At 71.5% G+C, this 20,929-nt stretch carries 19 protein-coding genes; 9 read left to right on the top strand and 10 right to left on the bottom strand.

The window, feature by feature from the left end:
- The first annotated feature begins 122 nt into the window (after window positions 1–122).
- Window positions 123–491 carry a sec-independent translocase gene (locus tag AB0C27_RS38140; RefSeq protein ID WP_357854718.1) on the top strand — a complete coding sequence of 123 codons (369 nt, stop codon included), beginning with the start codon at window positions 123–125 and terminating at the stop codon, window positions 489–491.
- Window positions 492–610: 119 nt separating this feature from the next.
- Here AB0C27_RS38140 and AB0C27_RS38135 read toward each other — a convergent pair whose 3' ends face one another.
- The 3 genes from AB0C27_RS38135 to AB0C27_RS38125 form a co-directional block, all read right to left on the bottom strand.
- The gene (locus AB0C27_RS38135; protein WP_357854715.1) at window positions 611–1,747 is read right to left on the bottom strand and encodes a P-loop NTPase; all 1,137 of its coding nucleotides are present in this window, start codon (window positions 1,745–1,747) and stop codon (window positions 611–613) included.
- A gap of 253 nt (window positions 1,748–2,000) precedes the next feature.
- On the bottom strand, window positions 2,001–2,480 hold the full coding sequence (locus AB0C27_RS38130) for a DUF1003 domain-containing protein (protein WP_357854712.1): 480 nt from the start codon (window positions 2,478–2,480) through the stop codon (window positions 2,001–2,003).
- Window positions 2,470–3,681: a CBS domain-containing protein gene (locus AB0C27_RS38125; RefSeq protein WP_357854709.1), complete on the bottom strand. Its 1,212-nt coding sequence runs from the start codon at window positions 3,679–3,681 to the stop codon at window positions 2,470–2,472. Before AB0C27_RS38125 ends, AB0C27_RS38130 begins: the two co-directional genes overlap by 11 nt.
- 93 nt (window positions 3,682–3,774) lie before the next feature.
- On the opposite strand from AB0C27_RS38125, the gene AB0C27_RS38120 reads away from it, so the two are divergent.
- Window positions 3,775–4,755, top strand: a complete 981-nt coding sequence (locus AB0C27_RS38120; RefSeq protein ID WP_357854706.1) for an EamA family transporter — start codon at window positions 3,775–3,777, stop codon at window positions 4,753–4,755.
- Window positions 4,756–4,767: 12 nt separating this feature from the next.
- Here the strand turns inward: AB0C27_RS38120 and AB0C27_RS38115 are convergent, their stop codons facing one another.
- Window positions 4,768–5,151: a hypothetical protein gene (locus AB0C27_RS38115; RefSeq protein ID WP_357854703.1), complete on the bottom strand. Its 384-nt coding sequence runs from the start codon at window positions 5,149–5,151 to the stop codon at window positions 4,768–4,770.
- A 64-nt stretch (window positions 5,152–5,215) separates the two neighbouring features.
- Here AB0C27_RS38115 and AB0C27_RS38110 point away from each other — a divergent pair, with 64 nt between their 5' ends.
- A complete protein-coding gene (locus AB0C27_RS38110; RefSeq protein ID WP_357854700.1) occupies window positions 5,216–6,148 on the top strand; it encodes a CoA ester lyase in 933 nt (310 codons plus the stop codon).
- Here AB0C27_RS38110 and AB0C27_RS38105 read toward each other — a convergent pair.
- Both AB0C27_RS38105 and AB0C27_RS38100 read right to left on the bottom strand, forming a co-directional pair.
- Window positions 6,138–6,683, bottom strand: a complete 546-nt coding sequence (locus AB0C27_RS38105; RefSeq protein ID WP_357854697.1) for a DUF6529 family protein — start codon at window positions 6,681–6,683, stop codon at window positions 6,138–6,140. The two genes, AB0C27_RS38110 and AB0C27_RS38105, sit on opposite strands and share 11 nt — an antisense overlap.
- A complete protein-coding gene (locus AB0C27_RS38100; RefSeq protein WP_357854694.1) occupies window positions 6,680–7,408 on the bottom strand; it encodes a hypothetical protein in 729 nt (242 codons plus the stop codon). The genes AB0C27_RS38105 and AB0C27_RS38100 overlap by 4 nt, the downstream gene beginning before the upstream one ends.
- Before the next feature lie 99 nt (window positions 7,409–7,507).
- On the opposite strand from AB0C27_RS38100, the gene AB0C27_RS38095 reads away from it, so the two are divergent.
- Entirely contained in the window at window positions 7,508–8,494 is a 987-nt protein-coding gene (locus tag AB0C27_RS38095) for a CPBP family intramembrane glutamic endopeptidase (protein ID WP_357854691.1), read from the top strand.
- Window positions 8,495–8,675: 181 nt separating this feature from the next.
- Entirely contained in the window at window positions 8,676–11,780 is a 3,105-nt protein-coding gene (locus AB0C27_RS38090) for a hypothetical protein (RefSeq protein WP_357854688.1), read from the top strand.
- An 85-nt stretch (window positions 11,781–11,865) separates the two neighbouring features.
- On the opposite strand, the gene AB0C27_RS38085 is transcribed toward AB0C27_RS38090, so the two are convergent.
- Window positions 11,866–12,267, bottom strand: coding sequence for an NUDIX hydrolase (locus tag AB0C27_RS38085; RefSeq protein WP_357854685.1), 402 nt, complete (start codon window positions 12,265–12,267; stop codon window positions 11,866–11,868).
- A gap of 89 nt (window positions 12,268–12,356) precedes the next feature.
- Here AB0C27_RS38085 and AB0C27_RS38080 point away from each other — a divergent pair, with 89 nt between their 5' ends.
- From AB0C27_RS38080 to AB0C27_RS38070, 3 genes are all read left to right on the top strand, one after another.
- On the top strand, window positions 12,357–12,983 hold the full coding sequence (locus AB0C27_RS38080; RefSeq protein ID WP_357854682.1) for a DUF6758 family protein: 627 nt from the start codon (window positions 12,357–12,359) through the stop codon (window positions 12,981–12,983).
- A gap of 52 nt (window positions 12,984–13,035) precedes the next feature.
- Complete coding sequence (locus tag AB0C27_RS38075; protein WP_346110958.1) at window positions 13,036–13,752, top strand: MBL fold metallo-hydrolase; 717 nt, start codon at window positions 13,036–13,038, stop codon at window positions 13,750–13,752.
- 71 nt (window positions 13,753–13,823) lie between these two features.
- The gene (locus AB0C27_RS38070; protein WP_357854679.1) at window positions 13,824–14,741 is read left to right on the top strand and encodes a PD-(D/E)XK nuclease family protein; all 918 of its coding nucleotides are present in this window, start codon (window positions 13,824–13,826) and stop codon (window positions 14,739–14,741) included.
- A gap of 78 nt (window positions 14,742–14,819) precedes the next feature.
- Here the strand turns inward: AB0C27_RS38070 and AB0C27_RS38065 are convergent, their stop codons facing one another.
- The 3 genes from AB0C27_RS38065 to AB0C27_RS38055 form a co-directional block, all read right to left on the bottom strand.
- Complete coding sequence (locus AB0C27_RS38065) at window positions 14,820–15,734, bottom strand: oxygenase MpaB family protein (protein WP_357854676.1); 915 nt, start codon at window positions 15,732–15,734, stop codon at window positions 14,820–14,822.
- Window positions 15,735–15,747: 13 nt separating this feature from the next.
- On the bottom strand, window positions 15,748–16,638 hold the full coding sequence (locus AB0C27_RS38060) for an alpha/beta hydrolase (RefSeq protein WP_357854673.1): 891 nt from the start codon (window positions 16,636–16,638) through the stop codon (window positions 15,748–15,750).
- A gap of 559 nt (window positions 16,639–17,197) precedes the next feature.
- Window positions 17,198–19,195 (bottom strand): DEAD/DEAH box helicase, encoded by a 1,998-nt coding sequence (locus tag AB0C27_RS38055; RefSeq protein ID WP_357854670.1) that lies wholly within the window; start codon window positions 19,193–19,195, stop codon window positions 17,198–17,200.
- Between the two features lie 353 nt (window positions 19,196–19,548).
- Here AB0C27_RS38055 and AB0C27_RS38050 point away from each other — a divergent pair, with 353 nt between their 5' ends.
- A complete protein-coding gene (locus tag AB0C27_RS38050; RefSeq protein ID WP_357854667.1) occupies window positions 19,549–20,193 on the top strand; it encodes a ferritin-like fold-containing protein in 645 nt (214 codons plus the stop codon).
- The last annotated feature ends 736 nt before the right edge of the window (window positions 20,194–20,929 follow it).

The following is a 20,929-nucleotide window of genomic DNA, read 5'->3' as shown; positions in this document are numbered from 1 at the left end:
GGCGAAGCCGTTCCCGCCGGTGATATGACCTAGGTGGACGACCGACCTACCCCCAGGAGCCCGTAGTCTGTGGATAGGCCGGGGTTGTCCTCGGAGTGGTTGGACTGCGGTAGGAGCTCACGGTGTTCGGACTTGGGTGGGCGGAGATCGGAGCGCTGATCGTGATCGCGCTCCTCGTCTTCGGTCCCGACAAACTGCCTCAGGCCGCCTCACAGGCGGGCAAGACGCTACGCAACCTGCGGCGGATGGCGAACAACGCGCGTGACGACCTTCGCGCCGGTCTGGGCCCGGAGTTCCAGAACTTCGACCCCGCCGACCTCAACCCGCGAAACTTCGTCCGCAAGCACCTCCTCGACGACATCGAGGACGACTGGAACAACAACGGCAAGCAGCAGACGCTGGAGCCGGTCGCCGCGGCCCCCTACGAGCCTGAGCCGGTCGACGAGCTCGGGTTCGGTGAGATCCCGCCCTACGACGCCGAGGCCACCTGAGCGTCCCGCACACACGAAGAGCCCGCCCCCGCGTACGCGAAGACCGCGTGAGCGTCCCGCACATGCGGAAGAGCCCGCCCCCGCGTACGCGGTGAGCGGGCCCTTGTCCGTTCTTCGGGTCAGCGGTTCGGGGACAGGCCCAGCTGGAGGCCCTTCAAGCTGGAGGAGCGCTTGCTCAGGCCGGCCGCGATCTTCCGCAGCTCGGCGGCGGCCGGGGCGTCGGGGTCGGTCAGCACCAGCGGCTTGCCCTCGTCGCCGCCCTCGCGCAGCCGCAGGTCGATCGGCACCTGGCCAAGCAGCGGCACCCGGGAGCCTAGCGTGCGGGTCAGCGCGTCGGCGACGGTCTGGCCGCCGCCCTCCCCGAACACGGCGATGCGCTCGTCGCAGTGGGGGCAGGGCAGCCAGGCCATGTTCTCGATGACGCCGGCGATCTGCTGGTGGGTCTGGGCGGCGATGGAGCCGGCCCGCTCGGCCACCTCGGCGGCGGCCTGCTGCGGCGTCGTCACGACCAGGATCTCGGCGCCGGGCAGCCGCTGCGCGACGGAGATGGCGATGTCGCCGGTGCCGGGCGGCAGGTCGAGCAGGAGCACGTCGAGGTCGCCCCAGTAGACGTCGGCGAGGAACTGGTGCAGCGCCCGGTCGAGCATGGGCCCGCGCCAGACCACCGGCGTGTTGCCCGGGGGCTTGAACATGCCGACCGAGATGACCTTGATGTCATGCGCCACCGGCGGCATGATCATGTCCTCGACCTTGGTGGGCCGCTCGGCGGCGCCCAGCATGCGAGGAATGCTGTGGCCGTAGATGTCGGCGTCGACGATGCCGACCTTGAGGCCGCTCGCGGTCATGGCGGCGGCGAGGTTGACCGTGACGGAGGACTTGCCCACCCCGCCCTTGCCGCTGGCCACCGCGAAGACGCGGGTCAGCGAGCCGGGCTGGTTGAACGGGATCTCCTTCTCCGGGCCGCGGTCGCCGCGCAGCTTGGTCTGCAGGACCTTGCGCTGCTCGGTGCTCATGACGTCGAGCTCGATCTGGACGCCCGTCACGCCTTCGACCTTGCCGACGGCGGTGGTGACGTCGCGGGTGATGGTGTCCTTCATCGGACAGCCGGCCACGGTGAGGTAGACGCCGACGCGCACCGCCCCGTCGGGAGCGATCTCGATGCTCTTGACCATGTCGAGGTCCGTGATCGGGCGGCGGATCTCGGGGTCGATGACGGTGGAGAGCGCCGCCGTCACCAGTTCCTGGGTAGGTGCCATCGAAGTCTCGGCACGAGGGAGTGCCGTCCCTCCTTAGTCGATATATGTGTGGCAGGCGCGGGACGCCCAGCGAGGATGCCCCTCCATGGTATGAACCGGAGCCCCCGCCGGGTTAATCCGGGCTGTCAGATGTCCGTGCGAAGTCGGTGTGCGCTGAAGCTGTCTGTGCTGAAGCTGTCTGCGCTGAAGTCTGTGTGCGCTGACGTCGTCATCAGGTTACTCGGTGTCGCTTCCACCGCCTAAGGGGCAGGGCTCACCGGCGCTCCTGAGCGCCCTCCTTGAGCTCCTCCAGCAGCCGGTTCAGCTCAGCGCGGAGGTAGTCGCGGGTGGCCACCTCGTTCAGCGCGATGCGCAGCCCCGCGATCTCGCGGGTCAGATACTCGATCTCGGCCTGGTTGCGCTCGGCGCTCTCGCGGTCCTGCTCGTACTGGACGCGGTCGCGGTCGTCCTGGCGGTTCTGGGCCAGCAGGATCAGCGGCGCCGCGTAGCTGGCCTGCAACGACAGCATCAGCGTGAGGAAGATGAACGGGTAGGGGTCGAACGTGAGGCTCGGCGGCGCGGCCACGTTCCAGATCACCCAGAGGATCACGAAGACGGTCATGTAGACGATGAACCTGGCGGTGCCGAGGAACCGGGCGATCTGCTCGGACAGCCGCCCGAACGCCTCGGGGTCGTAATGGGGACGCAGCGAGCGCCGTAGCGCGCGAGGCTGGTCGAGGCGGTCACTCGTCACGGTCGTCGGCCCTTTCGCGCCAGCCCTCGGGCAGCATGTGGTCCAGCACGTCGTCCACGGTCACCGCGCCGACGAGCCGGCCCAGCTCGTCCACGACGGGCGCCGCGACCAGGTTGTAGTTGGCCATGTAGTACGTGACCTCGCGCAGCGTGAAGTCCGGCCTGATCGGGTCGATCGAGGGGTCGAGCACGCCGCCGAGCAGCGTGGACGGAGGCTCGCGCAGCAGCCGCTGGAAGTGCGAGACGCCCAGGTACTTGCCTGTCGGCGTCTCGTTCGGCGACCTGGTCACGTAGACCTGGGCGGCCACGGCGGGTGGGAGGTCCTGCTGCCTGATGTGCGCCAGCGCCTCGGCGACGGTGGCGGTGGGCGGGAGGATCACCGGCTCGCTGGTCATCACGCCGCCCGCGCTGGTCTCCGGGTACGTCAGCAACCGCCGCACCGGCTCGGCCTCGCCCGGCTCCATCAGCGCCAGCAGCTCGGCCGCCCGCTCGGCCGGCAGGTCGTGCAGCAGGTCGGCGGCGTCGTCGGGCCCCATCTCCTCCAGCACGTCGGCCGCCCGCTCCGGCTCCAGCGTCTCCAGGATGCCGATCTGGTCGTCGGGCGGCAGCTCCTCCAGCACGTCGGCGAGCCGGATGTCGTTGAGCGCGCGGGCGATCTCGACGCGGCGCTTGCTCGGCAGGTCGTGCAGCGCACTGGCCATGTCGGCGGCCCGCAGCGACTCGAACGCGGCGATCAGCCTGCTGGCCCCCTGGTCCTTCTGCAGCGTGTCGAACCCGGAGACCTCCTCCCAGTCCACGATCCGCGGCTCGCGCCGCCTGCCCTTGTAGACGGCGACCTTGGTGATCTCCCAGGTGGACGGCCTGACCTCCTCCATGGCCACGTCGTAGACCGTCATGGGCTGCTCGCCGAGGCGCACGCTCAGGTCGAGCATCTCGCCGATGACCAGTGTCTCGGCGGCGCGCTGCTCGAACCTGCGCATGTTGAGCCGCCCGGTGAAGACCAGAGCGCCCGCCTCGATGCGGCGGACCCGGGTGATGGGCAGGAAGACGGGGCGGCGCGGCTGCACCTCCACCACGAAGCCGTGGACGTTGGGCCGGCGGCCGATCCGCAGCCCGACCACGACGTCTCTCACGCGGCCGATCTGGTCGCCCGCGGGGTCGAAGACCGGGGTGCCCGGTAGCCGGGCCACGAAGATCTTCACGTGGTCAGGCTAACAGTGCCGCCCCATTGCGCCCGGGACGCCCGGCGTGTCAGTATCAAACCCGCTTAACGGTAATTACGGGTGAGGTGTGCGATGAGGTATGCGGGGCTCGCGCTGGCTTTCGTGTCCTCCTGTTGTTTCGGGTTCTCTGGTCCCATGGCCAAATACCTCATCGAGGCCGGCATGACGCCGATCGAGGCGGTCTGGACGAGGATGGCGGGCGCGGGGCTGCTGCTCCTGGCGGTGCTGGTCCTGGTGCGCCCGCGGGCGCTGCGGATTCCCGCGTCCAGGCTGCCGTTCCTGGCCCTCTACGTCGTCATGGCGGTGGCGGGCGTGCAGACGCTCTACTTCGTGGCGATCACGCGGCTGCCGGTCGGGATCGCCCTGCTGCTGGAGTTCATGGCGCCGGTGATGGTGGTGGCGTGGGTGCGGGCCGTGCGCCGGATCCGCCTGGCCAGGGCCGCGTACGTCGGCGCGGTCGTGGCCGTGGTCGGCCTGGCGATCGTGGTCGAGGCGTGGCAGGGGATGCGGCTCGACGCGCTGGGCGTGCTGCTCGGCCTGCTGGCCGGAGCGTGCTGCGCCGGATATTTCCTGATGAACGATAGCTTCGGCGACGACATCGACCCGCTCGGCCTGATCGCCTGGGGCATGACGGGGGCGGCCGTCGTGCTGATCCCGTTCGCCCGGCCGTGGGACCTCCCGTGGGAGGCGTTCACCCTCTCCGTCACGCCGGAGGGCGGGCTGACGCTGCCCGTGCTGGGCGCGTACCTGTGGATGGTGCTGATCGCCACCGTGATCGCGTACATCCTGGGCATCTACGCCGTGCGGCGGCTGTCGGCCGCGGTGGGGGCCACCGTGGCCACGCTGGAGCTCATCGGCGGCGCCGTGGTGGCGTGGGGGGTGCTCGGGGAGACGCTGGGCGTGTTCCAGATCGTGGGCGGCGTGCTCGTGCTCTCCGGCGCGCTGCTCGCCCAGACCGCCACCGCGAGCGCCCACCCCGAGCCCGAGCCCGGGCCGCTCAGCGCGCGAGGTGAGCCGCCGGCGGCCGAAGCCGCTCAGGGCGCGTCTGTGTGAAGCGGGGGGCGCTCACCGTTCGGGGGTGAGGCGCCAGACCTTGGAGTCGCGGGCCCAGCGCTCGGGCAGGTGCTCGCTGTCGCGGGCGTTGAGCCGCTCCTTGGCCAGCACCGCCACGACGTCGGCCGCCGCGGCCTGGTCGACGGGCGAGACCGCCGCCTCGAACTCCACCAGCCTGGCGCCGTTGTCCTTGCTGCGCAGCGTGACGTGGACGCGGTCGAGGGCGTCGAGCCCGGGCAACTCCTGCTCCTCGCCCCCCGACACCAGGTAGATGGCGCCGTCGTGCCAGGCGTGCCAGGCCAGGCGGGGGCGGTCGAGGGTGAGCCAGAGGATGCCGGACTTCTTCGCGCCCTCCTCGATGGCCGCGCCGGTGCCGGCCGCGCTGTTGTCGCTCACAGCTCAGACTGTAACGGCGAACGGGCCGCCGGTCGAAGGTCACATGGGGCAGTAGCGTGTGCGCATGCGCTCACGACGTTCGGTGCTCGCCGTGCCAGGCAGCAACCCCCGGTTCCTGGAGAAGGCCCAGACCCTGCCCGTGGACGAGGTCTTCCTCGACCTGGAGGACTCCGTCGCGCCGCTGGCGAAGGAGGAGGCGCGCGGCAACATCGTCGCCGCGCTGCGCGAGGGCGACTGGTCGGGCAAGACGCGCGTGGTCCGGGTCAACGACCTGACCACCCAGTGGACGTACCGCGACGTGATCGAGGTCGTCGAGGGGGCGGGGGAGTTCGTCGACTGCGTCATGCTGCCCAAGGTGCAGGACCCGACCGAGGTCGTCTGGCTCGACACCCTGCTCACCCAGATCGAGAAGACCATGGGGTACGACGTCGGCAGGATCGGCATCGAGGCGCAGATCGAGAACGCCCGCGGCCTGGTCAACGCCGACGCCATCGCCGGATCGTCCAAGCGGCTGGAGACGCTCGTCTTCGGCCCCGCCGACTTCATGGCCTCGGTCAACATGCGCACGCTCGTGGTCGGCGAGCAGCCGCCCGGCTACGACGAGGGCGACGCCTACCACTACATCCTCATGCGCCTGCTGATGGCCGCCAGGATGCACGACCTCCAGGTGATCGACGGGCCCTACCTGCAGATCAAGGACGTCGAGGGGTTCACCAGGGTCGCGCGCAGGGCCGCGGCGCTGGGGTTCGACGGCAAATGGGTGCTGCATCCGGGGCAGGTCGACGCGGCCAACGAGGTGTTCTCGCCGACGCAGGAGGACTATGACCACGCCGAGCTCATCCTGGAGGCGTACGAGTACTACACCTCCGTGGAGAAGCGCGGCGCGGTCATGCTGGGCGACGAGATGATCGACGAGGCCTCCAGGAAGATGGCGCTCGTCGTGGCCGCCAAGGGGCGGGCGGCCGGGCTCACCCGTACGAAGAGCTTCACACCTTGAAGCCCACCGCGGTGAAGAACCAGAACGACGACGTCAGCCAGAGCCCCACGAGCACCGTGAACGACAGCCCGCCGAGCACCGGCAGCGTCCAGCCCGGCGTCCCCTGCTTGGGCAGGGCCAGCATCTTCGCGGTGAACAGGCCGTAGAAGAAGCAGCCGAGCAGCGAGTGCGCGAGCACGCGGGGCACGTCGTACTGCAGGCCGAGCGCGTACAGGCAGTGGAAGGCGACGGGGATCGTGAGAATGAACGCCAGCCGTCCCGACCAGCGGTGCACGCCGGGCGGGATCGTGACGCCCAGCTTGCCCCACATCGACATGGCCGAGACGACCTGCACGATCGCCAGCACGAACGCACCCGTCGTCAGCCACACCTTCATCGGCAGCGCGGCGGAGAAGCCGGCCACGCCGACCGCGAAACCGGTCGGCGTGTGCGCGCGGCCGTACACGCCGAGTGCGAGCATCACGAGCCCGCCGATCAGCACCGGCACCAGGAGCGGGGTCAGGCTGCGGGAGGGCTGCTGATGGATGGCGGTCATTGCATCTCCTCGATGAAGCCGTCCACGTCCTTCGGGTAGACCGTGGTGTCCTCGACCGTCACGGGGGCGGTCGGCTGCTCGCTGTTCAGCTGCGGGACGTCGAACTGCTCCTCCCCGGCGAAGGCCGCGCCCACCTGGTAGTAGCGGCCGTTGGCGTCCTTGATCATGATCCAGCCGGCGCGGAACTTGGCGCCCCTGACGATGGCGGTGGCCCGGTACAGGCCCGACGGCTTGACCACGGTGGGCGCGGTGAAGTTCCACCGCTTGCCGGCGACCGACACCCAGCCCTTGGCTCGGCCGCCGCCCAGTTCGGCCGTGACCTTGGACTTGGCGCTCGCCAGGCCGGTGAGCTGGAGCTCGCCGGACGACTCGTTGCCCTTGAACCAGGCTTCCGTCCTGCCGTCGCAGAAGTAGGCGACGGCCTTGCCGTTCCTGATCGAGATGGCGATCAGAGCCCCGTTGCCCTGCACCCGGCCGCCGTAGTCGGCCTTGGCGATCTTCTTGGGCTCCGTTCGCGTGGGTGAGGGGGACGGCGCGGCCGAGGCGTCCGCTCCCGTGCCCTCCTGCGTTCCCTCCTGTGTGGCCTCGTCGGCCGAGGGCGGTTGTGCGGCGTTGTCCGCGGCCGCGTTGTCGGCGGCCGGTGTCGCCGTGATGCTGGCGACACCCAGCCCCACGGCGAGCACTGCGCCCGCCGCGAGCGTGATGACAGGTCCCAGCCTTGACATGGACTGCTCCCAGGGTCGAAATGTCTACGCCTCCGAGCATCCGCCTAAAACGGTGGACCGTCTGTGAACTATTGCGCATCAAGCGGACAGAATGGAGTCATGCAGGAAAATCCAGGGTCACCATTTCCGTACGGCGCGCAGCAGGCCGGATATCCCTACGGGCACCAACCGCCCTCCTGGTTCCTGCCGGTGCCCAGCGGCGCCAGATTCGACCACCTCGCCAGGAACGCCGTCGCGCGGCCGTGGCGCTCGATCGTGGGCACGCTCATCATCGGCGTCGGGTTCTTCGCGATCGGCATCCTGGTCGTCTTCGCGTTCGCGATCCTGGCGGCGGCCCTCGGGCTGCCCTCGCCGTTCGACCCCGCGACCGGGGCGCCCGCGGGCACGCCCTTCGGCCTGGCCATGACGCTGGTGTCGATCGCGCCCGCGATCCTGCTCGTGCTCGGCACGGCGGCGCTCATCCAGCGGCGCAGGCCGGGGACGCTCTCCTCGGTGGCCGGGCGGCTGCGCTGGTCGTGGCTGCTGCGCTGCGCGGCGCTGGCCGTGCTGGCGCTGGCGCTCGGGCAGACGGCGCAGTGGCTCGCGCTGTCGGCGGCCGGTCTGGACAGCGAGATGTTCGGCTGGGCCGGGTGGGAGGTCTTCCTGCCCCTGATCATCGTGATCCTGCTGCTGGTGCCGTTCCAGGCGGCGGCCGAGGAGTACATGTTCCGCGGCTGGTTCATGCAGGCCATGGGGGCGCACGTGCGCAATCCCCTTTGGGCGATCGTCATCGGGTCGGCGTTGTTCGCCTCGCTGCACGCGTACTCGTGGGCGGGGCTGGTGGACGTGTTCGCCTTCGGTGCCGTCATGGCCTGGCTGGCGGTGCGGACCGGGGGCCTGGAGGCGCCGATCGCGCTGCACGTGGTCAACAACGTGGTGGCCTTCGGGGTGAGCGCCGCGGCGGGCAACCTCGACGACGCGCTCGACCAAGGGAAGGTGCCGGTGCCGTGGCAGGCGTTGGCGGGAACGGTGGTGCAGCTCGGGGTGTATGCGTTTGGTGTGATGTATCTAGCTAAAAAGCGGTCAGTTAGCACTGTTTCGGAATAAATCCGGCAAGAGGTGCGGGGAATCTCACTAGAGAGGTCTCGCTATTCCGGCTCAGGCATGCTGGTCTGGATGCTGTCGGGACGGCGCGGGATTTCCCTGACCGCCCTGGAACGGTCCGCGCGAAGCGGCCGGGAACGACCTGTACGACCCGTACGACTAGTTCGACTAGGAGGTGCGGCGCGTGGCCTCCGGCCCCAGCGAACCGCCACGGCGACCGCCGGAAGACGACGAACCACGTTCCGGGAGCACATCAGAGCCGCAGGCTCCGGCCGAGCCCAGGATCAGCCACTCACCGCCCGGTCCGACCGACGACCGGGCCAGAGGGCTGCCGCTGACCTCTCCCTGGGGCATGCCGCCGTTCGCCGCGCCGATCCCGGACGAGGAGCCGCCTGAGCCGCCCAGGGGGCGCCGGCCGTACGCCTCGCCGACGGCCGAGCCGGAGACCGAGTCCCGCCGGCGGCCCCGCCGCATCGTCAACCGCCCCGACAAACTCGTCGCCGGCGGGCCCCTCTCCCCGGAGAGCCCCCTGCCCGGGTCGCCTCCGCCCGGGGAACGCGCTCCCGAATCCGCCGCCTCCGTTCCGGAGGGGCGTGCGTTCGCGTCTGACGGGCCCGAGCGGCCGTCGCCCGCCGCCGACGACCCCACCAGTGATTCGGCCCGCGACTCGGCCGGTGATTCTGCCGGGCGGGAGCCGGACGGCGGGGCCGAGGTGCCCGGATGGTTCGAGCCCGTTCTCCAGGTGCCTCAGCCCCGGCCAGAGGCGGATCTGACCCGCGAGCCCGACCCGTACGACGAGGAGCAGGCGGGCGACGAGCCCACCGTCAGTGACCACACCGGTGACGACGCCGGAGAGGACACCGGAGACGACGACGAGGACGAGCCTGAAGTGCGGCGGGTCGGACGGCCGCCCGCGGGCCGTCCCACCAGGCCCGACCTGCTGGTCGCGACCGGTGCGCCGCGCCCCCAGGGCCCCGCCGGCCGCCACCACAGGGGCCCCGCGCCGGCCGCCTACCGCAGGTCCAGCCCCGTACGCAGAGGCAGCAGGGCCGTCCCGGTCGTCCTGAGCGTGGCGGTGGCCGTCCTGGTGGCGACCGGCGTGCTCGTGTGGCAGTGGCCCGACGAGGAGGCCGGCGGCCTGCGCCTGGAGGCGGGCACCGGTCGTTCCGGCGACGACCTGTTCACCGTCCAGGCCGCCGCCGACGGCACCGACCAGAAGCTCAACGACATCATCGCGGTCGGCCGCGCCGTGGTGGCGGTCGGCAGCGACACGACGAGCCCGACACCGCGCCCGCTGTTCCTGTTCTCACCGGACGGCGGCAAGAACTGGCAGCTCGGCCAGGTGAGCGGAGCCTCCACGCCCACGGTGCGCCGCGTGGTCGGCGGGAACGGCCGCTGGCTGGCCAGCGGCGGCGACGACGTCACCGGCGAGCGCGGCCTGTGGACCAGCGCCGACGGGTTCAGCTGGACGGCGGTGGAGGCGTCAGGGCTGGCCGCGTTCAGGAACGGCGACCACATCGAGGACATCGCGCGCACCGGCTCGGGATTCGTCGCGGTCGGCAGCACCGCGGCGGACGGCGGCGGATCCGTGCCGGCGATCTGGCGCTCCGGCGACGGCAGGTCGTGGGAGCGCGTGGAGACGAGGGAGCTGGAAGTACGGGCGATCAAGGCCGTGGTCGCCAAGGGTGACACGGTCGTGGCCATCGGAGCCCCCGCGGACGGCGAGGGATCGCGGGTGCTCCGATCGGCCGACGGCGGCCGTACCTGGCAGGCGACCGGCTTCCAGCTCCCCGAGGCGACCGACCTGCGCGCCGGGATGGTGGCGGTGCTGCCCAAGCGGTTCGTGCTGGTGCCGACGCGGCGACGGACGATCGACGGGGACGTACGCGTCTACTGCTCGCCGACCGGGGCGCAGTGGTCGCAGTGCGGCTCCATCGGCGGCCTGGCCGCGCAGAGCGTCGGCGTCGAGTCGCTGATCTCCTACCCGTCGGGCGTCGCCGCGATAGCCCAGGCCGGCCTGGGCAAGTACTCCGTGCTGACCACCACCGACGGCCGTTCATGGAACAAGCGGACCGACCTCGGCAACCCGCCGGGAGCGACGCTGCGCGGGTTCACGATCTCCGACGGCGGCACCCTGTTCGCCGGCGGCGACCAGGCGGCCTCCGACGTGGACAACCAGCTCCTGCTCATGAGCGCGCCGCCGCGCGGCTCGGCCTCGCGGGTGCCGCTCGGCGAGGTGGAGGGCCTGACCAGGATCGCCCGCGAGACGAACGCGCTGACCAGCCACGCCGGCCGCTACGTCGCCGTCGGCTCGGCCTCGGGCGACGCCGGCCTGTGGACGATCAAGAACTGGCAGAGCTGGAAGTCCATGAGCCTGGGCGGTCCCGGCAGGCAGACGCTGGAGGACGTGGCGTACGGCACGCGCGGCTGGCTGGCGGTCGGCGGCACCGAGACGAACGTCTCGGTCACCGACCCCCTGCTGGTCACCTCGGGCGACGGCGAGAACTGGAAGCGGGTGAACGTCACCGGCGACCTGGCCCGCCAGGCCGACCACCCCTACCTGCGCACGCACGCGGTGACGGCGGGCAAGAAGGGGTACGTGGTGGCGGGCGAGTCCAGGGACCAGGCGGGCAGGGCCAGCGCCGCTCTGTGGTTCACGCCCGACATGCGGAAATACACCCGGTCGGAGAAGCTGCCGCAGGGCGGCGTCGGCGTACGCGTCCACGACGTCGTCTCCGTCGGAGACGGCTACCTGGCGGTCGGCGGCTCGGGCGGCGCCGACCAGGAGACCAGCGTGGTGTGGCACTCGGCGGACGGCGTGAACTGGCGCGCGCGCGAGCGCGTGGCCCCTCCCGGCTCGACCTCGGCCGGGCTGCGCCGGATCACCGCCTACCGCGACCAGCTCGTGGCCATCGGCACGGCCATGGCGGACGGGGCGCGGCGCGCGTTCGCCGCCGTCTCGGACGACGAGGGCGAGAGCTGGCAGACGGCCTGGCTGCCGGCCGATCGGGCGGCGGCGGTGTACGACCTGGCCGCGGCGGACGAGGGCCTGGTCGCGGTCGGCTGGCACGGCGTGCCCGGCGAGGGCGACAGCGCGGCCTGGACCTCGCAGGACGGGCTCTCGTGGAACCGCATGGAGCTCACCCAGGACCGGCTGGCGGGCCAGGGGAGCCAGTGGCTGTCGGCCGTGGCGGTGGAGGGGGCGGAGGTGGTGGCGCTCGGGCGGTCCACCACGTACAGCGCCGACCACCTGATCCTGTGGACGTCCAGCCTGACCTCGAACCGATAGCCCCGCTGCTCGGAGCCGGCCTATGGGCCGGCGCACATCAGCCCCTGGCCGCCTCTCAAGGAGGAGGCCAGGGGGCCAGGGGAGCTCAGGAGGAGGTCGTCGAGGGCGGCCAGGGGAGGACGTCCCATTCCCGCAGCGACTCCAGCAGGCCCTCCGACAGCGGCAGCCGCAGCAGCTCGTCCCGCCCGCACCAGCGCGCGTCGGCCGCGTCGTCGCCGGCCACGAGCTCGCCCCCCGCCACGGTGGCGAGGTAGTCGCGGATCGCGTACGTGGCCCCGCCGGGCCCAGGGCGGTCCACCACGCCGGCCAGCCGGCCCACCTCGACCCGCAGCCCCGTCTCCTCCAGGACCTCACGGCGCACGCCGGCCTCGTCCGTCTCGCCCGGCTCCAGCCTCCCGCCCGGGATCGACCAGAGCCCCGCGCCGGGCGGACGACCGCGCTTGATCAGGAGAAGCCGGTCAGAAGCGTCGATGATGATCGCACCCACACAATTTACGCGCACCTGACCAAGATTACGACGAGATAACGGATAGCGGTCTTGACGCGGCCGTCCCCGAGAAAGCACCGTGGGTAGTTGTGAGAGCGGCTCCAACCTGCCCGCGGTGTTTTGGCCCGCTTCACGGGCCGAATACCTGGTCGAGTGCGTTTCGATGTGATGCGCACGGCGACGTGCTGCCCTACCAGCCGCCGTTGCCGCCGACCGGCACCGCGCTAGAGGCGATACGCAAGACGTCCGTCGTACCGGTGTGGCTGCCGTGGCCGCTGCCCGCCGGATGGCTGGTGACCGGCTTCGGCGAAGTGGGTGACCAGCGCACCGGCGCCAGAGCCAGCCTGGTCGCGCTGACCGGGCCGTCGCTGATGGAAGGGCCGGCCGATCTGCTCATCATCGCGGAGGAGCCCGGAATCGGGCTGGGGGCGGCGTTCGCAGGGCTCGACGGGCCCGATCCCGGCGAGGGGTTCGACGCGGGGCCGCCGAACGCGAAGCTCTCGGTGCTCGGCCATCCGGCCCCGCTGTGGTGCGTCGACGGCGAGGACGACCGGGCCGTCTACGCCGGCGAGGCGCTGGGCAACTGGTTGTGGGCCGTCGCCTGGCCCGCCGACGCCGGATGCGTGATCGCGCTCGGCGAACTGTCGCTGCTCGACGCCCGTGACCACGATCTGGACGTGCCGTTCGGCGCGTTCTCACCGAGACTCGAAGATTAGGACGGGCGAACGCGATTCGCGCTGTCCGGCGAACGGGCTAGAGTTCGGAGGCGTGACAGCGCGTATCGAGCGAGTGGTGACCGAGGGCGTCGTCGACATCGACGGCACCGAGCACAAGGTCGAGAACAACACCTGGATCGTGGGTGACGACGACGAGGTCATCGTCATCGACGCGGCGCGTGACGCCGAGAAGATCCTTGAGCAGGTGGGCGAGCGGGAGGTGCTGGCCGTCATCTGCACGGCGGGCCTGCCCGACCACGTCGGAGCGGCCATCGAGGTGGCCAGCCGCGACGAGGCCGTGGTCGCCCTGCACCCCAAGGACAAGCCCCTGTGGCGGGAGACCTGGCGGGAGACCTGGCCCGACATCGACATGGAGGACGACGGCATCTTCGGTGTCGCCGACGTCCAGCTCGACGTCATGGAGACGCCCGGGGTCTCGCCCGGCGGCGTGTCGCTCTACTGCGAGGCGCTCGGAGCCGTCTTCACCGGCAAGGCGCTCCAGGCCGACGGCCCCGGCAAGCTGGGCGGCGAATACCCGGCCCTGGCCGACCAGCTCACCTCGATCGGCGGGCGGCTGTTCACGCTGCCCGGCGAGACGCGGGTGCTGGCCTCCCACGGCGACGAGGTGACGATCGGCGACCTGGAGCCCCACTTCGACGACTGGGTGTCCGGTTCGCTGACCCGTACCGACACCGCCGCCGAGGCCGAGGGGCCGCTGACCGACGGCACCAAGCTCTCCGGCATCAAGCTCGACCCGAGCGACGACTAGGTGGGTGCGGGCGCGACCGGAGTGAGCAGGCGGCGTCCGGCGACGGCGCCGGCTTCGCGGGGTGAGGCCGGATGAGTTCCGTCGCGGGGCAGCTTCCGCTCGAAGGGATGCCGCGGCGGCTCTATTCCTGTACGCCGTCGCGGTTGAACACCTGGCTCGACTGCCGCCGGCGTTACCGGTTCACCTACCTGGACCGGCCGCAGCCCTCCAAGGGGCCCGCCTGGGCCCACAACAGCGTCGGCGCGAGCGTGCACAACGCGCTGGCGGGCTGGTGGCGCGAGCCGTACGAACGGCGCACCCCGCTGACGGCGGCCAACCTGCTCACCAACGGGTGGATCAACGAGGGGTTCAAGGACGTCGAGCAGTCGGGGCGCTGGCTGGGCCGCGCCCGCGACCTCGTGTCCGGATATGTCGCGACTCTGGATCCGACGGACGATCCGGTGGGCGTCGAACGCACGGTCGCCACCCGTACCAAGGTCATCGCCGTGTCCGGCCGCATCGACCGGCTCGACCGGCGTGGCGACGAGCTGGTCGTGGTCGACTACAAGACGGGCCGCCGCCCGCTCACCCAGGACGACGCCCGCTCCTCGCTCGCCCTGGCGATCTACGCCGTCGCCGCCTCGACGATGATGCGCACCCCGTGCCACCAGGTCGAGCTGCACCATCTGCCCACCGGCGAGATCGTCGAGTGGCGCCACACCGACGAGTCGCTGGCCCGCCACCTGCACCGCGCGGAAGACCTGGCCAGTGAGGCCGCCGAGGCCGACGAGCGCTACCGGGCGGCCGTGCAGGCTCCGCCCGGCACCACGCGCCGCGCGCCCCAGGGCCGTCGCGAGACGGTCGGGCCGCCGGAGGTGCCCGCCGAGGTCGACGAGCTGTTCGCGCCCAGCCCTGGGCCGATCTGCTCCTGGTGCGACTTCCGCCGCCACTGCCCCGAGGGCCAGGTCGCAGGTCCTGACCGCCAGCCGTGGGACGGCTTGGCGGAGTAGACCGGCGCGACGAAGTCGTGCCGTCCGCCCGCCTTGGACCGCGCACGGTGCCGGTGGCGGGCGTTGTGCTGCCGCGTGTCAGGCGGCGGAGCGTGCCTGCGGCCAGCGGCGGGGATCGGTCAGCCCCTTGAGGCCCTTGCGCACGTCGTAGCCGGCCGCCCCCAGCCGCGCCGCCGACGCGTGCAGCATGTCGCGGGTGGCCGGCATGAAGGCGTGGTCGTGCACGGGCTCGGGCAGCGAGTTCGCGGCCAGCCTGAACGCCGCCAGCGCCGCTGTGACGCTCGCCCTCGGGACCTCGGGCAGCGCGCCGTACATGCGCCTGGCCCAGCCGGGCAGCGTGTAGTAGCAGAGGGCGCCGAACGGGAAGTAGGCCGGCTTGCCGGGCGAGAGCAGCCGCAGTTCCTTCGGCAGCCGCGGCCAGAGCAGGAACCGCACGGTCGCCGCCGCCTCCGGCGTCACGCGCAGGCGGGGGCGCACCCGCTTGAAGTAGGCGTCCATCTCCGCGCACGAGCCGGGCACGTCCTCCGGGTGCAGCCCCACGTACGTGGCGCTCTTGCGCTGCTCGCGCAGGTAGCGGTCGGCCTGGCGCTCACTGAGGCCCAGCCCGCCGCGCCTGGTCACCTCCAGGTACGACGACACCTCCGCGCAGTGCACCCACAGCAGCAGCTCGGGATCGTCCACCCGATGCGTCCTGCCGGTGGCGGGGTCGTGGATGCGCAGCACCTTGTGGATGCTCCGCACCCGCCTGCCGATCTCGTCGGCTTCCTCCGGGCTGCCGAACGTCACCCGCCCGACGAAGTCCGCCGTGCGGCGCAGCCGTCCGAACGGGTCCTCCTGGAAGTTGGAGTTCTGCCAGACGCCCAGCATGGCCAGCGGATGCAGCGCCTGCAGCATGAGACCGCGCACGCCGGCCACCCACATCGAGCGGTCGAGGTGCACCTGCCAGGTGGCGCTCTGGGGCGGCTGGACGACGATGTCTTCGATGGCCGTCATAGTAAGTACAGAATTACATGGCGTTGGACCTTGTGTCCAAGTAGTGCTTTTCGGCGGCGTTCCAGAACCTGACCAGCGCCGCCGCCGTCGTCTCCGGCGCCTCGACGGCGGGGGAGTGCACGGCCCCCGGCACCACCACGCACTCGGCGCCGAGCCTGGCGGCCATCTCCGACTGAGCGTCGGGCGGCCAGCCGTCGTCGTGCTCGCCGTAGAGCACCAGCGTCGGGATCTCGACCTGACGCAACTCGTCGGTACGGTCGCGCATGGTCAGCACCTCCTCGGCCATCCGGGACAGCCCGGTCGGCGAATTGGTGAGCAGGCGCTTGCGCAGGAACACGAGGATCTCGTCGGAGACGTCGGCGGCCAGCGCTTCGGGTTCCAGCCGGTGGTGCCAGACGTGTTCGAGCCCCAGCGCGGGGATCTCTTCCATGATCTTCTTGCCGTTGCGGGCCCGCCTGCCCTCGATCGCGCCGGGCCCTGAGCCCATCAGCGTGAACGACGCGAACTTCGTCCGCCCGTCGATGACCGCCTCCCTGGCCACTAGCCCGCCGAACGAGTGGCCGACCAGATGGACGGGATCGCCGCCGCCGACCACCTGGGCGAGCAGGTCGACGTCCGCGCCGAGCGCGGGGCAGGTGTAGGCGTCGGGGGTCTCGGGGCCGGGGGTCTCGTACTGGCCGCGCAGATCGATGGCGACGACCCGGCGCCCGGACTGGGCGAGGGTCATCAGGACCGCGATGAAGTCCTCCTTGCTGCCCGTCAGGCCGGGGACCAGGAGCGCGGGCCATCGCTCGACCACACCACTGACCGGCAACGCCTCCAGGGCCGCGAACGTGCCCTGTGGCGTCTCGATCTTCTGTGGTGCAACGCCAGGAGGCAGGTCGAGGAATCGCGGCGTACTCACGTGGGGCAACAATACCCAGAGGTCAGCGCCTCGACACCGGCATGCCCGCGACGCCGGTGCGAGTTCGGGGGAGTTGCGAGGTATACGACCCCTGCCGCTCCGGCCCGCCCCGGGCGTGCGATCGGCCGGGTGAGGCCGTCCGGACAGCCGGGCACGCAGGGCACCGGAGGCCCATCGCGGAGCCGTGAGAGCCGTGAGAGCGTGGAACGAGCCGTAGGCGCTCCTCAGACGACGCCAGGGCGCATCGCCGCCCATCGGGGCGCTCCTGGCGGCCCGACCACCCAGACGCGCGCTCAGGGCCGTCCACGAGCGTCTGGCGCCCGTCCCGGCGCCTCTGAGCCTGGGCGGCCCGCGCGAGAGGACCCGTTCCGCGCGAGGGCCCGTCCCATGCGAGGGACCGTCCGCGCAAAGGACCTGCCCGCGCAAAGGACCGTCCCACGCAAAGGACCTGCCCGCGCGCAAGGGGGTTCTGGATGCGCGGAAGGCGCGCACCCTGGGTCGGGTGCGCGCCTTTCGTCGCGTATGCGCCTGTGTCAGGCGCGTACCGGTGTCGCCTCGGTCAGCCGGCGCGGCGGCGGTTGCCGCCACCGCCACCGCCACGGGCCTGGCGGCGCTGCTGCTTGCGCTCGGTCGCGGCGGACGGCGCGATGTCGTCCTCGTCCGTGGCCAGGTCCGGTGACTGGAAGATCACCGCGAACGGGCTGGGCGGGATGATGCGCTCCGGCTCCTGGCGTACCGGTGGGGGCGGCGTCGAGAAGCTCGTCTCGGGCACCTGCTGTGCGACAGGCTCGGGCTGACGCGCAGCCACGGGCTCGGGCTGACGCGCCACCGGCTCGGCCTGACGCGCCGCCACCGGCTCGGACCGGCGCTCAGCCGCGGGTGCGGCCTCACGCTCGATCACCGGCGCGGCGGCCCGGCGCTCGGTCACCGGCTCGGCCGGCTCGGCCGCCTCCGGCTCGGGGGCGGCGGCACGGGCGCGGGTGCGCCTGGCCGGAGCCTCCGTGACCGCATCGGCGGGAACGTCCGCGGCCGTCCTGCGGGTACGGGTCCGCCTGGCGGGCGCCTCCGTGACCTCCTCGGCGTCGGCCGGCTGCGAACGGGTGTCCGCCACCGGCGACTCGGGGGCCTCGGCGAGAGCCTGCTCGATGGCCGAAGAAGCGGCGCCCCTGCGGGAGCGGGTGCGCTTCGGCTCGGCCGCGGCCTGGACCTCGTCCGCCGTGAAGATCGCCGGAGTCTCGTCCGTCTTGGCATTCACAGGTTCGACCTCCGGCCTCTCGAGGGGTGCGTTCTCCGCCAGCTCCCGTCCGCCGCGGGTGCGACGGCGCTGGCGCGGCGTGCGGGCAGGGCGCTCCTCGCGCTCTTCCCGGCGGCGTCCGCCACGGGTGCGGATCCGGCCGGTCTCACCGAGGTCCTCGATGCGCTCCGCGGACAGACCGGCGCGTGACCGGCTGGCATGCGGCAGGACGCCCTTGGTGCCCTTGGGGATGTTCAGCTCGGAATAGACGTGCGGCGAGGTGGAGTAGGTCTCCTCGGGCTCGGCGAACTCCAGGCCGAGCATCTGGTTGATCATCTTCCAGCGGGTCAGCTCCTCCCACTCCACGAACGTGACCGAGATGCCCGTGCGCCCGGCCCGGCCGGTGCGGCCGATGCGGTGCACGTAGGTCTTGTCGTCGGTGGGGCAGTCGTAGTTGACCACGTGGGTGACGTCGTCGATGTCGATGCCGCGGGCCGCCACGTCGGTGGCCACGAGCACGTCGATCTTGCCGTTGCGGAACGCCCGCAGGGCCTGCTCGCGCTGGCCCTGGCCGAGGTCGCCGTGGACGGCCGCGACCGCGAAGCCGCGCGTGTCGAGCTGCTCGGCGACCATGTCGCAGGCCCGCTTGGTCTCACAGAAGACCATGGTGAGCCCGCGGCCCTCGGCCTGCAGCAGCCGCGCGACGATCTCGATCTTGTCCATCCGATGGGCGCGCCACACGATCTGGCGCACCTGCGGCGTGGTCTCGCCCTCGCCGCTCTCCATCTCGGCGCGTACGTGCGTCGGACGGTTGAGGTATTTGCGCGACAGCGAGACGATCTCGCCCGGCATGGTCGCCGAGAACAACATCGTCTGCCGCTGCGCCGGGATCAGCTTGAAGATCCGCTCGATGTCAGGCAGGAAGCCCAGGTCGAGCATGCGGTCGGCCTCGTCGAGCACGAGGGCGGTGACCTGACTCAGGTCGAGGTGCTTCTGCTTGACCAGGTCGAGCAGGCGGCCGGGGGTGCCGACGATGACGTCGACCCCGGCCTTGAGCGCCTCGATCTGCGGCTCGTACGCACGGCCGCCGTACACGGTCAGGACCCGGGAGCCGAGCTTGCCGGCCGCGGTCACGAGGTCCTCGCTGACCTGCACGGCCAGCTCGCGGGTCGGCACGATGACCAGCCCGCGGGGCTTCTTGCGGTTTTTGCGTGGCTTGCCGATGCTCTGGAGCATCGCGATGCCGAACGCGAGGGTTTTTCCCGTGCCTGTGCGGGCCTGGCCGATCAGGTCCTGGCCGCTCAGGGCGAGCGGGAGCGCCATCTCTTGGATGGGGAACGGTGTGACGATGCCCTCGGTCTCGAGGGCATCGGCGATCTCTGGTGTGACTCCGAGGTCTCGGAAAGTCGTCAGCGTGGCCTGCCTCAGTCTCAAATGAAGGCGGGCCTGCCGGGACCGACGGGCGGAAAACAGCCCCCGTGTCGTGGGTCCTCGCGGTAGAGCCAGCCCTCTCGCGTCATCGCGACCGCGCACCCGGGGAATCGGGGGTTATTATCGGGGGATTCCCCCGAATTAACACAGTGCGGTCGCACTTTCACAGAGCAGTGTACTCGATACCACAACGCTGGCCGAGCTTGCGTATGTTCCCGTAGATTCACCGAAGTACGCTGCCTTCCATGAAGGAGTCTCCTGGAGTCGTCGATTTGCTCGGCGTGCTGGCCTATGCGGAGCTCAGCGCCTACGAGCGGATGACCGAGGACGCCGCCACCCTGGCGCCCTCGCTGGCCGACCGGGCCGCGCTGAGTGAGCTGGCCGTGACCGAGTACGCCCACTTCCGCCTCCTGCGCGACCGGCTGGGCGAGCTCGGCGCCGATCCCGACGCGGCGATGGCGCCGTTCGTGGCCGCGCTGGACGCCTGGCACGCGCAGACGAGGCCGGCCGACTGGCTGCAGGCGTTGGTCAAGACGTACGTGGGAGACGGCATCGCGCTCGACTTCTACCGGGAGGCGGCCAGGCACCTCGATCCTTCGATCGCCAAGCTGGTGGACGAGGTGCTGGTGGACGAGGAGCGCTCGCAGTTCGCGGTCGAGCGGGTCAGGGCGGGCATCGAGGCCGAGCCGACGGCGGCCGGGCGGCTGGCGCTGTGGGCACGGCGGCTCGTCGGGGAGGCGCTCAGCCAGGGGCAGCAGGTGGCCTCCGCGCGGCCGGAGCTGGCCCTGCTGCTGATGGAGTCGCTGGGGGAGGGGCAGACCGACCTTTCCCGGCTTTTCGCAAGGCTGACCGAGGCCCACAACAAACGCATGACCGCCATGGGCCTCTGATTGCTCCCCGCCGGTCGGGGGAGGTCGTACCGCTCGCCGTACCGGCTCGCGGGTCGCATGGGGGTGGCTGCATGCGGTCGCGGTGGCGGTCGCGGTGATGGACGCATGGGCGGCTGTGTGCGGTCGCGGTGAAGCTCGCACGGGTGGCTGTGTGCGGTCGCGGTGATGGTCGCCCGGGCCGGCCCGGCCCGGGTCAGGCTGTGGCTGCGGCTGTTGGGTGAGGGTCGTGTGGCTGTTGCGTGGGTTGTCCTGCGGGGGTTGTGCGGCTGTTGTGTGGTTTGTTCTGCGGCGGGTCTGGTCATCGGGCGGCGCGAGGGTACGAAACGGCTGTAGCGTGCAGACATGAGGGCCTCGCGCCGCTACGGCAGTTCCTTGACCAGATGTGGGCCGAATCGCTGGACCTCGCGCGCGGTGTTGCGGAGGGGGAGCGCGGGATGCCCGGCGACCGAATCGGGACGGGCGTGCGTCCCCCGGCGCCGATGGCCCCGCGCCTGCGAACTCGCCCGACCCACCATCCACCACTGACCCACCCCGCCACGCCACCCGGCCACGGCAACGCCGCGCGGCCGGCTCCTTTACGGCGCGGCTTACCTATGGCCCCCGGCTGACGTGCGGCTGCGCTCACCCCACGGCCCGGCTCACCCACGGCCCGGCTCACCCACGGCCCGGCTCACCCACGGCCCGGCTCACCCACGGCCCGGCTCACCCACGGCCCGGCTCACCCACGGCCCGGCTC

Source organism: Nonomuraea sp. NPDC048882, assembly GCF_040649755.1.
Classification (GTDB): Bacteria; Actinomycetota; Actinomycetes; order Streptosporangiales; family Streptosporangiaceae; genus Nonomuraea; species Nonomuraea maheshkhaliensis.
The sequence above is the reverse complement of the archived record's forward strand: the minus strand, read 5'-3'. Positions and strand labels throughout refer to the sequence as shown.